Origin of the sequence: Bradyrhizobium diazoefficiens (assembly GCF_016616235.1) — a bacterium.
Lineage (GTDB): Bacteria > Pseudomonadota > Alphaproteobacteria > Rhizobiales > Xanthobacteraceae > Bradyrhizobium > Bradyrhizobium diazoefficiens_H.
The window spans coordinates 2165663-2175063 of sequence record NZ_CP067100.1; the positions used below are offsets into that span (position 1 = coordinate 2165663).

Genomic DNA, 9401 nt, shown 5'->3' on the forward strand with positions numbered 1-9401 from the left:
GTTTTCTGTAATTGGCTATGAACGCAGAAGTGGCTACGGCGGTTCGTCCTGGGCATTTCAGTATAGTGACCCTGAAGCAGGCTGGGACAATGTCGCCAACCGCTTCAAGGTTCATCTCGGCTTGAAAGAGTACGCAAAGCTGCGAGAAGCGCGAGAATAGCTTCTGCTGGTCATCCCGCTCACAGCACCCGATTGCTCTCCTTCACCTTCTCCGCATCCAGGTACAAGCTCTCGCCCATTTCCTTGAACTTCGCGCTCATCTGCTTCATGCCGTCCTCCGCCGTGCCGGCCATCGACATGCCCACCGAGTTCGGATCATTGAGCGTCGCCGCATAATCCCGCACGTCCTGCGTGATCTTCATCGAGCAGAATTTTGGACCGCACATCGAGCAGAAATGGGCGACCTTGTGGGCTTCCTTCGGCAGGGTCTCGTCGTGGAAGTTCTTCGCGGTGTCGGGGTCGAGGCCGAGGTTGAACTGGTCGCTCCAGCGGAAGTCGAACCGCGCGCGCGAGAGGGCGTCGTCGCGCAGCTGCGCGGCGGGGTGGCCCTTGGCGAGATCGGAGGCGTGCGCGGCGATCTTGTAGGTAATGACGCCGGTCTTGACGTCGTTGCGATCAGGGAGGCCGAGATGCTCCTTCGGCGTGACGTAGCAGAGCATGGCGCAGCCGAACCAGCCGATCATGGCGGCGCCAATCCCTGAGGTGATGTGGTCGTAGCCCGGCGCGATGTCGGTGGTCAGCGGCCCAAGCGTGTAGAACGGCGCCTCGCCGCACTCCTTGAGCTGCTTGTCCATGTTGATCTTGATCTTGTGCATCGGCACGTGGCCGGGGCCTTCGATCATGACCTGGCAGCCCTTGTCCCACGCGATCTTCGTGAGTTCGCCGAGCGTCTCCAGCTCGGCAAACTGCGCGCGGTCGTTCGCGTCCGCGATCGAGCCGGGACGCAGGCCGTCGCCGAGCGAGAACGAGACGTCGTACTTGCGCATGAGGTCGCAGATCTCGTCGAAATGGGTGTAGAGGAAGCTTTCCTTGTGATGCGCCAGGCACCACTTCGCCATGATCGAGCCGCCGCGGCTGACGATGCCGGTGACGCGATTGGCGGTGAGGTGGATGTAGGGCAGGCGCACGCCGGCGTGGATGGTGAAATAGTCGACGCCCTGCTCGCACTGCTCGATCAAGGTGTCCTTGTAGAGCTCCCAGGTCAGCTTGACCGGATCCCCGTTGCACTTCTCCAGCGCCTGATAAATCGGCACGGTGCCGATCGGCACCGGCGCGTTGCGCAAAATCCATTCGCGCGTGGTGTGGATGTTGCGCCCCGTGGAGAGGTCCATCACGGTGTCGGCGCCCCAGCGGATCGCCCACACCATCTTCTCGACCTCTTCCTCCACTGAAGACGTTACCGCGGAGTTGCCGATATTGGCGTTGATCTTGGTGAGGAAGTTGCGGCCGATGATCATCGGCTCGAGCTCGGAGTGGTTGATGTTGCACGGGATGATGGCGCGGCCGCGCGCGATCTCGCTGCGCACGAACTCCGGGGTGATGAAGGCGGGGACCGAGGCGCCGAAGCTTTCACCGTCGGCGAGCGCGGCTTCCGCGCGCTCGAGCTGCTGCTTGCGGCCGAGATTTTCGCGCGCGGCGACGTAGATCATCTCCTTGGTGATGATGCCGGCGCGGGCAAATTCAAGCTGGGTGATCTTGTGGCCGTCGAGGCCGCGCAGCGGCTTGTGATAGGCGCTGAACGCGCGCGCGGCCTTGTCGGTGGAGACGCTGCCATTGTCCTCCGGCTTGATCTGGCGGCCCTCATATTCCTCGACGCCGCCGCGCTCCAGCACCCAGGCCTTGCGGTTGCGCGCAAGGCCCGCGTTGACGTCGATGGTCACGGACGGATCGGTGTAGGGGCCCGAGGTGTCGTAGACCGGCAGGTTCGGCTCGCCGGCGCCTTCGGACAGGATGATCTCGCGCAAGGGCACGCGCAGGTCGGGCGCGGCGTCGGGTGAGGCGAAGATCTTTCGCGAGGAGGGCAGCGGGCCGGTGGTGACGGCAGGGACGGTCTTTTCGGGATTGGAGCGGATGTTCATGGGATTCTCCTTCAATTCGTTAGCTTCGCTGCGCGCGCGTCGATTACAGCTGTCATCCCCGCGAAAGCGGGGATCCAGTATTCCAGAGACTTTTGTGAGGTACGGCGAGGCCGCGGCGTACTGGATCGCCCGGTCCCGGCTTCGCCGAGGCTTCGCCGAGGCCACGCTGTACTGGCGCGCCGAAGCTTTAGCGTAGGCGGCAAGCCGGGCGATGACAGTTGAGGGTGTGGAGAGAGCGTGCGCATCACGCCGCCTCCTTCGACTGGCCGAGCCATTGCCGCACCCGGGCATCGGGGTCGGCGTTCTGGGTGACGTCGGAAACCACCGCGATGGAGTCCGCACCGGCGGCAAAGATCTCCGCGGCGTGCTCGAACTTGATGCCGCCGATCGCGACCAGCGGGATGCTGCCGATGCGCTGCTTCCACTCCGTGATCTTCGGAATGCCCTGCGGTTCGAAGCGCATCGATTTGAGCGTGGTGAAGAAGATCGGGCCGAGCGCGACGTAGTCGGGCTTGGCTTCGAGCGCGGTCGCAAGCTCGTCGTCGTCATGGGTGGAGATTCCGAGCGACATGCCGGCCTCGCGGATGGCCTTGAGGTCGGCATCCGCCAGATCCTCCTGGCCAAGATGCAGGTATTTTGCGCCGGCGACGATCGCCGCGCGCCAATAATCGTTCACGACCAGCTTGGCCTGCGTGCCCTCAGTGATCGCCACCGCGTCGGTGACGATCTGGAGAGCCTGCGAGTCGTCGAGGTTTTTCGCGCGCAGCTGGATGGTGCCGACGCCGAGCCTGGTCAGGCGCTCGACCCATTTGAGGCTGTCGACAACGGGATAGAAGCGATCAGGATACGGCATGCCAGAACGGGGTCCCAACGACAGGGGTGGAGGGGGAAGCGAAATCGCGGGCGTTCATCAGCCCCGCTTCATATGCGGTGCGGCCGGCCTCGATGCCGAGGCGGAAGGCGCCCGCCATCGCGATCGGGTCCGCGGCTTTTGCGATGGCGGTGTTGAGCAGCACGGCGTCGTAGCCGAGCTCGAGCGCTTCGGCCGCGTGCGAGGGCGCCCCCAAGCCGGCGTCGACCACCAGCGTGATGTCGGGCAGCCGCTCGCGCAGCAGTTTCAACGCATCGCGGTTGATGATGCCCTTCGCGCTGCCGATCGGGGCCGCCCACGGCATCACCACCTTGCAGCCGGCATCGACCAGGCGATTGGCGACCGAGAGATCCTCGGTGCAGTAGGGGAACACTTCAAAACCGTCCTTGATCAGGATGGTCGCGGCTTCGACGAGGCCAACGACGTCAGGCTGCAGCGTGTCGTTGTCGGCGATCACTTCCAGCTTGATCCAGGAGGTGCCGAACAATTCGCGCGCAAGCTTGGCCGTGGTCACGGCCTCGCGCACACTGCGGCAGCCGGCGGTGTTCGGCAGCACGGCGACGTCGAGCTCGCGGATCAGCTTCCAGAACGCATCCCCAGTCTTGCCGCCGGCGGCTTCGCGGCGCAGCGACACCGTGACGATGTTCGCACCGGAGGCGCGGATCGCGCCCTGCATGATCGCCGGCGATGGGTAGAGCGCGCTGCCGATGAGCAGGCGCGAGGCGAAGGTTTTGCCGTAGAAGGTCACCATGTTGAAGGTGTCTCCGTAGATGACGGTGTCAGCCCAAATGTAGCTGTCATCCCCGCGAAAGCGGGGATCCAGTACGCCGCGGCGGCGCGGCTAGAGCCGAGAAGCTGCGGCGTACTGGATCGCCCGATCAAGTCGGGCGATGACAGTGGAATATGTGGCGGGCGCATCAAATCCATCACCCTCCCTGCCGCGGCGTGATGATCTCGATCTCGTCGCCGGCCTTGAGACTGGTCTCGGCCCAGCGGCTTTTCGGCACGACATCGTAGTTCAGCGCGATCGCGAAATGGGTGCCCTCGTAGTCGAGCTCAGCGAGCAGCGCGTCGACGCTGGCGGAATTCACCTCGCGCTGCTCGCCATTGATGATCACGCGCATTGCATCACCTCATTGTCGATCTGGCCGCGCTCGACGAAAGCGAGCGTCAGCTCGGCGAGTGCCGGCGCGAGCAGGAAGCCGTGGCGGTAAAGCCCGTTGACGCTGATCTTTTCGCCACGGATGCCGATGCGCGGCAGATTGTCCGGGAAGGCGGGACGGAGGCCCGAGCCGAATTCGACAATGCGGGCTTCGCCAAAGGCCGGATGCACGGCATAGGCGGCGCCCAGCAGCTCCAGCGCGGAGCGGACGCTGACGCCGGTGTCCTCGGCCTCGATCGAGGTCGCGCCCAGCATGAACAGATTGTCCTCGCGGGGGATGACGTAGAGCGGCCAGCGCGGATGGATCAGCCGCACCGGGCGCGACAGCTGCACTTCACAGGTCTCGATCAGGATCATCTCGCCCTTGACGCCGCGCAAGCCAGGCTGCTCCTCGCGCGCGGCAAGGCCGCGGCAGTCGATCACGATGCCTTTAGGATCAAGGTTTGCGAGATCTTTCGCGGAGACGCCGCTGTCGAACTTGATGGTGCCACCGGCAGCTTTGATGCGCTCATGCAGCTTCGGCAGCACGCGGCGCGGCTCGACATGGCCCTCGGCCGGGAAGAACAGCGCCTCGCGAAAACGGCTCTCCAGCGACGGTTCGAGTTCGGCGAGGCCGGCGGCATCCAGGCGGCGATGGCCCTCGGTCATCCGGGCAAAGCGCTCGAAATCGTTGCGCTCGCGCGGATGGGCGACGACGAGCGAGCCGTTGAAGGGCGTATCCGGCAGCTCGCGCCGCCAGATGTCGAGGGAGCGCTGGCCGAGCCTGGAGATGATGGGTTCGGCAACCTCGGCCTCGCACCAGGGCGCCAGCATGCCGCCGGCCCAATGGCTGGTGGCATCGGTCATGCCTGCGTCACCGCGCTCGTGTAGGGTCACGGCATGACCGGCCTGCGCGAACAACAGCGCCTGCCAGGCCCCTGCAATGCCTGCGCCGATAATGGATACCGGGGAAATGGATACCGGTGAATCCGGTCGCTTGGTCGTCTGCAACATCCCTGTCCCTTCGCCGGCATGACCCGGATCAGGTTCAAAGGGTCACCGCGGTCTTGGGCAGCCGGTGTTGGCCGTATTGCCCATTTAGCGGTATCTCAGCTCCTCCTCGGAGCACCCCTCGGAACGGCTCTAATGTATGCCAGTGACGGGCTGTGTCAACGCGTTTGGCCCGGAACCTCACCGCGCGTGCCCCGGACGCGATGCGTCGCAGAGCCGGGGCCCATTTGCGTGGTCGGATTTTGCTGGGTCCCGGCTCTGCGCAGCAGCGTTGCACGCTGCAGCGCGTCCGGGACACGAGAGCTACTTCGGCGCCTGGGCCTGCGCCTTGCGGACGCGCTGGACCAGCTTCCTGTACGGCGCGGTGCCGAACATCGGCTGCGGATTGCCGTTCGGCTCGAGCCAGGGGGCGCCCATATTGGTCTCGCCCATATTGGCGACCTGCACGGCCGCCTGCCGCTGCCGCTTTGCAGCGTAGTAATAGCCGCCCGCGAAATAACGCACGGCTCTGGCGTGGTCGCCACCCGCGGCGTGATAGGCGCCGGCGAGGTACTTCACCGCATAAGTGAGGTTGGTGTTCGGATCGCGCAGGCCGGCGGCGTCGCCGGTGTAGCCGAGCCCGCGGGCGGTCGCGAGCTTGATCTGCATCAGGCCGATGGTGCCGCCGTGGCCGACGAGGCCGGGCTGATAGCGGCTCTCGCGCATGATGACGCGGTGCACCAGCGCCTCAGGCACGCCGTTGGCGCGCGCATGCATCGCGACCATCTCGGCATAGTCGGCTTCGCCCGCCGATGCGGCCTGCGGCACAATCAGTCCGGCCGCGAGCAGCGCGGCAACGCCTAAAATTTTCATCAGATTATTCCCGAGTGACCTGCGCCGGCGGCTCTTAGGCCTGCTAAACGCGGCGATGATGTGACCAAACGCCGCCTGCGATTGTGCAGCGCAGAGCCGCCGTTCGGACTCAAAGCTGACGTGAGGGCTCGCCTCCGGCGGACGAACCCCGCTCGCGACAGCACGCCTGCCCATTCGCGCCGGGCTGCGAAAGCGAGTATGAAGCGGTTTGCAAATGGGAGGGTGCATGACGAAATCAAACATGGCGACAGCACACACCGGCGACATCCCCACGCAGAACCCCTGCGCCCAATGCGGCACCCCGATTCCGAAGCCCGACTGGATCGAGCCGGGCGAGGGGCGCGTCTCCTATCTCTGGCGATGCCAGGCCTGCGGCTACCGGTTCGAGGCGGTGGCGATCTACCACGAGATGCCCATCGCGCACCCGCCGCTCGCGGCCTGAGCTTTACGCCGCCAGCCGCGGCTGCTGCCACACCGGCAATTGCATCCGCACGATCAAGCCGTGCGGCGCGCGGTCGTGCAGCGACAGCTCGCCGCCATGGGCGAGCGCGATCGCGCGCGCGATCGACAGGCCGAGCCCGAAGCCGGTGGACTCGTCCATGGTGCGGGCGTCGTCGCCGCGCACGAACGGCTCCAGCATTTCCTGCTTGCGCGCGTCCGAAATGCCGGGGCCGTCGTCCTCGACGTCGATGACGAGCGTGGTGGACGATGCGTCGAGGCGGATCGTCACCTCGGCGCCGAAGCGCACTGCGTTCTCGACGAGGTTGGTGACGCCGCGATGCAGATCGTCGGGCCGCGCGGCGGCGGTCGCGGAGGTCGGGCCGTCATAATGCACGACATGACCCATGTCGCCGAACTGGTCGGCGATGAGCTGCAGCGTGCTGGCGATGTCGACCAGCGTCACCGCCTCGATCTTGCGGTCGTTGCGCAGCAGCGACAGCACGGACTCCAGCATCGAGCGCATCTGGTCGAGATCGATCAGCATGCGCTTGCGATTGCCCTCGTCCTCGATGAACTCGGCGCGCAGGCGCAGCCGCGTGATCGGCGTGCGCAGATCATGGCTGATCGCGGCCAGCATCCGGGTGCGATCCGACATCAGCCGCGCGATCCGTTCATGCATGCGGTTGAGCGCGCGCGCCACCGAGCGGATCTCCTCCGGCCCGCGCTCGGGCAGCGGCTCGGAAGCGCCGTCAAGGCTGAAATTCTCCGCGGCCCTGGCAAAGGACGACAGCGGCGCGGCCAGCGCGCGCGCCGCCCATAGGCCGAGCACGGTGATACAGATGAATGCGGTCATCAGCGTCACCAGCCACGGCGCGCCCCAGAACCACGGCCGCGGACCGTTCTCGACCCAGCCCGCGATCACGGTGCCGTCAGGCAATTGCACGCCGACCCGGTGCGTGCCGCCGTCGGGGGCGAGCTGCACCAGCTCATAGCCGCGGCCGAGATGACGACGCATGCCGCGCAGGTGCGGGCTTTCGTTCTCTTTGACCACCGTCGCCGCGCCCGGCGCGAGCGCCTCGATGTTGAGCTTGGGGAAGGCGCGGCTGAGATCGGCGAGGAGACGCGGCCGATCGACCTCGCTCACCGCATTGAGCACCAGCGCGGCATCGATCAGCTGATGCGCGCCGTCCGGCGCTGCATCGGGGCGATCGGGCCGGCTGATCAGGAAGGCGGTGGTCACGACGAGATGCAGCGCGACGGTCGAAGCCAGCACCAGCGCGGCGATCTGCCCGCCGATACCCCTGAGGTGGAAGAACCCGAACGGCTTCATCGTCGGCGCGCCCCTCAGCTGCTCAGGGGCGCGGCAACCGCTTCACTGCCTGCCGGTTCAGTCCTTGCCGGTTCTGTCCGGGGCGTGAACAGATAGCCGCCGGAGCGCACCGTCTTGATGATGGTGGGATCGGCCGGGTTCGGCTCGATCTTGCGGCGGATGCGGCTGACCAGCACGTCGATGGAGCGCTCGAACGAGCCGGTATTGCGGCCCTGCGTGAGGTCGAGCAGGCTGTCGCGCGACAGCACGCGGCCGGGCCGCTCGCAGAAGGTGCGGAGCAGATCGAACTCGGCGCTGGTCACGGCGACGCGCGCGCCTTCGGGGTTGCGCAGCTCGCGCAGGCGCAGATCGATGCACCAGCCCTCGAATGCGAGCTTGCTTGTGCCCTCGATCGAGCTCGCCGCTTGAGCCGCGGCCTGGCGGCGCAGCACCGCATTGATGCGGGCGAGCAGCTCACGCGGGTTGAACGGTTTTGGCAGATAATCGTCCGCGCCCATCTCGAGGCCGACGATGCGATCGACGTCCTCGCCGCGCGCGGTCAGCATGATGATCGGCGTCTGCGTCTCCGCGCGTACCTTGCGGCACAGGCTGAGGCCGTCCTCGCCGGGCAGCATGACGTCGAGGATGATGAGGTCAACGCGGTGATCGGCCATGGCGCGCGACATCTCGCGGCCATCGCTCACGGCGGTGACGTTGCAGGCGTTGTTGCGCAGGTACTTCGCAATCAACGTCCGCGTTTCGCGGTCGTCCTCGACGACCAGGATGTTGGGATTGGGAATGGCCATGCGCTTTGTTTGTCCAAGATTCGGGCTAAATGGCGAAGATTTTTGTTTCGGATCATTTCTGGAGTTGATGCCGCAACACCAGGACACGACCGGGCAGCGCTGCGGCAAGGTCTCGTTAAGAGCGTTAACCATACCGTGGCGTGGTCCGCGAAGAAACCCCGCAAGATCCACGGAGCCATCATGACCTCGATTTCGGCGGCCTCCGCCGGTAGCTACCAGTCGCCGTTGCAGCGGCTGCAGCAGGAATTGCAGTCGGAGGTGTCCGCCGGCACCATCTCGGCGTCGGACCAGTCGGCGCTCTCGACGGCGCTGACCGACATTGACACCGCCCTGCAGCAGAGCCGGTCGAGCGGCCAGTCGAGCGGTACGCCTCCCTCCAAGGACGACATGCAGTCGAAGATCGACGACCTCATCTCCAGCGAGGTCTCGAATGGCACGCTGAGCTCGGACCAGGCCGAGGAATTGAAAGGCGTGTTTCAGTCCGCCTTCGCCAACGGTCCGGGCGGTGCCGGCGGTGCAGGCGGACCGCCGCCCGGTCCGCCGCCGCCGGACGACAGCTCGTCGGATTCATCGTCGTCGACGGATGCGACCAGCAGCACCTCGACCAACTCGACCACCGCGGAGATTCTCCAGCAATTCCTCCAGGCGCTCCAGCAGTCGCAATCATCGAGCTCGTCCTATGGCGCCAATGGCAGCTCGTCCGGCCGCTCGGATTTCTCGGCACTTCTGATCGACTACAAGAGCTGACTTCCAGAGCTGACCTGAGCGACGCAGGTCGGCGCGTTCCTCGCCGCGGTCACGCTTCACCCAGGGCGTGTGACCGTCGGCGGGGAACCGTGCGCCGCAACATGTTCCCGGGTGACGCAGGAACATTCGGCTCCACGACTCCTCT

10 protein-coding genes and 1 riboswitch are annotated in these 9401 nt (G+C 65.8%); of the genes, 2 read left to right on the top strand and 8 right to left on the bottom strand.

All coding sequences use genetic code 11. The annotated features are described in order from the left end of the window. Positions 1–179: 179 nt before the first annotated feature. The 6 genes from thiC to JJB99_RS10275 all read right to left on the bottom strand — a co-directional run bounded on the left by thiC (position 180) and on the right by JJB99_RS10275 (position 5953). Complete coding sequence (thiC, locus tag JJB99_RS10250; protein WP_200498647.1) at positions 180–2078, bottom strand: phosphomethylpyrimidine synthase ThiC; 1899 nt, start codon at positions 2076–2078, stop codon at positions 180–182. A 244-nt stretch (positions 2079–2322) separates the two neighbouring features. Next, a complete protein-coding gene (locus tag JJB99_RS10255) occupies positions 2323–2931 on the bottom strand; it encodes a thiamine phosphate synthase (protein ID WP_200498648.1) in 609 nt (202 codons plus the stop codon). Further along, positions 2918–3700: a thiazole synthase gene (locus JJB99_RS10260; protein WP_200498649.1), complete on the bottom strand. Its 783-nt coding sequence runs from the start codon at positions 3698–3700 to the stop codon at positions 2918–2920. Before JJB99_RS10260 ends, JJB99_RS10255 begins: the two co-directional genes overlap by 14 nt. Positions 3701–3875: 175 nt before the next feature. Further along, complete coding sequence (thiS, locus tag JJB99_RS10265) at positions 3876–4073, bottom strand: sulfur carrier protein ThiS (protein WP_200498650.1); 198 nt, start codon at positions 4071–4073, stop codon at positions 3876–3878. Next, a complete protein-coding gene (locus JJB99_RS10270) occupies positions 4064–5104 on the bottom strand; it encodes an FAD-dependent oxidoreductase (RefSeq protein WP_200498651.1) in 1041 nt (346 codons plus the stop codon). The genes thiS and JJB99_RS10270 overlap by 10 nt, the downstream gene beginning before the upstream one ends. Next, a riboswitch (TPP riboswitch) is annotated at positions 5092–5233 on the bottom strand. It overlaps the preceding gene by 13 nt. A gap of 171 nt (positions 5234–5404) precedes the next feature. Continuing rightward, positions 5405–5953, bottom strand: coding sequence for a lytic transglycosylase domain-containing protein (locus tag JJB99_RS10275; protein ID WP_200498652.1), 549 nt, complete (start codon positions 5951–5953; stop codon positions 5405–5407). Positions 5954–6179: 226 nt separating this feature from the next. On the opposite strand from JJB99_RS10275, the gene JJB99_RS10280 reads away from it, so the two are divergent. Beyond that, positions 6180–6395 carry a hypothetical protein gene (locus JJB99_RS10280; protein WP_200498653.1) on the top strand — a complete coding sequence of 72 codons (216 nt, stop codon included), beginning with the start codon at positions 6180–6182 and terminating at the stop codon, positions 6393–6395. A gap of 3 nt (positions 6396–6398) precedes the next feature. Here JJB99_RS10280 and JJB99_RS10285 read toward each other — a convergent pair whose 3' ends face one another. Together JJB99_RS10285 and JJB99_RS10290 are read right to left on the bottom strand one after the other, a co-directional pair. Continuing rightward, positions 6399–7724 carry an ATP-binding protein gene (locus JJB99_RS10285; protein WP_200498654.1) on the bottom strand — a complete coding sequence of 442 codons (1326 nt, stop codon included), beginning with the start codon at positions 7722–7724 and terminating at the stop codon, positions 6399–6401. 14 nt (positions 7725–7738) lie between these two features. Next, complete coding sequence (locus tag JJB99_RS10290) at positions 7739–8509, bottom strand: response regulator (protein ID WP_200498655.1); 771 nt, start codon at positions 8507–8509, stop codon at positions 7739–7741. Between the two features lie 180 nt (positions 8510–8689). Between JJB99_RS10290 and JJB99_RS10295 the strand changes: the two genes are divergently transcribed. Beyond that, positions 8690–9256, top strand: coding sequence for a hypothetical protein (locus tag JJB99_RS10295; RefSeq protein ID WP_200498656.1), 567 nt, complete (start codon positions 8690–8692; stop codon positions 9254–9256). The last annotated feature ends 145 nt before the right edge of the window (positions 9257–9401 follow it).

What these genes read in the sequence shown, in the direction of transcription:
- thiC (WP_200498647.1), bottom strand. Translation starts at nt 2,078, where the DNA reads ATGAACATCCGCTCCAATCCCGAAAAGACCGTCCCTGCCGTCACCACC.
- JJB99_RS10255 (WP_200498648.1), bottom strand. Translation starts at nt 2,931, where the DNA reads ATGCCGTATCCTGATCGCTTCTATCCCGTTGTCGACAGCCTCAAATGG.
- JJB99_RS10260 (WP_200498649.1), bottom strand. Translation starts at nt 3,700, where the DNA reads ATGGTGACCTTCTACGGCAAAACCTTCGCCTCGCGCCTGCTCATCGGC.
- thiS (WP_200498650.1), bottom strand. Translation starts at nt 4,073, where the DNA reads ATGCGCGTGATCATCAATGGCGAGCAGCGCGAGGTGAATTCCGCCAGC.
- JJB99_RS10270 (WP_200498651.1), bottom strand. Translation starts at nt 5,104, where the DNA reads ATGTTGCAGACGACCAAGCGACCGGATTCACCGGTATCCATTTCCCCG.
- JJB99_RS10275 (WP_200498652.1), bottom strand. Translation starts at nt 5,953, where the DNA reads ATGAAAATTTTAGGCGTTGCCGCGCTGCTCGCGGCCGGACTGATTGTG.
- JJB99_RS10280 (WP_200498653.1), top strand. Translation starts at nt 6,180, where the DNA reads ATGACGAAATCAAACATGGCGACAGCACACACCGGCGACATCCCCACG.
- JJB99_RS10285 (WP_200498654.1), bottom strand. Translation starts at nt 7,724, where the DNA reads ATGAAGCCGTTCGGGTTCTTCCACCTCAGGGGTATCGGCGGGCAGATC.
- JJB99_RS10290 (WP_200498655.1), bottom strand. Translation starts at nt 8,509, where the DNA reads ATGGCCATTCCCAATCCCAACATCCTGGTCGTCGAGGACGACCGCGAA.
- JJB99_RS10295 (WP_200498656.1), top strand. Translation starts at nt 8,690, where the DNA reads ATGACCTCGATTTCGGCGGCCTCCGCCGGTAGCTACCAGTCGCCGTTG.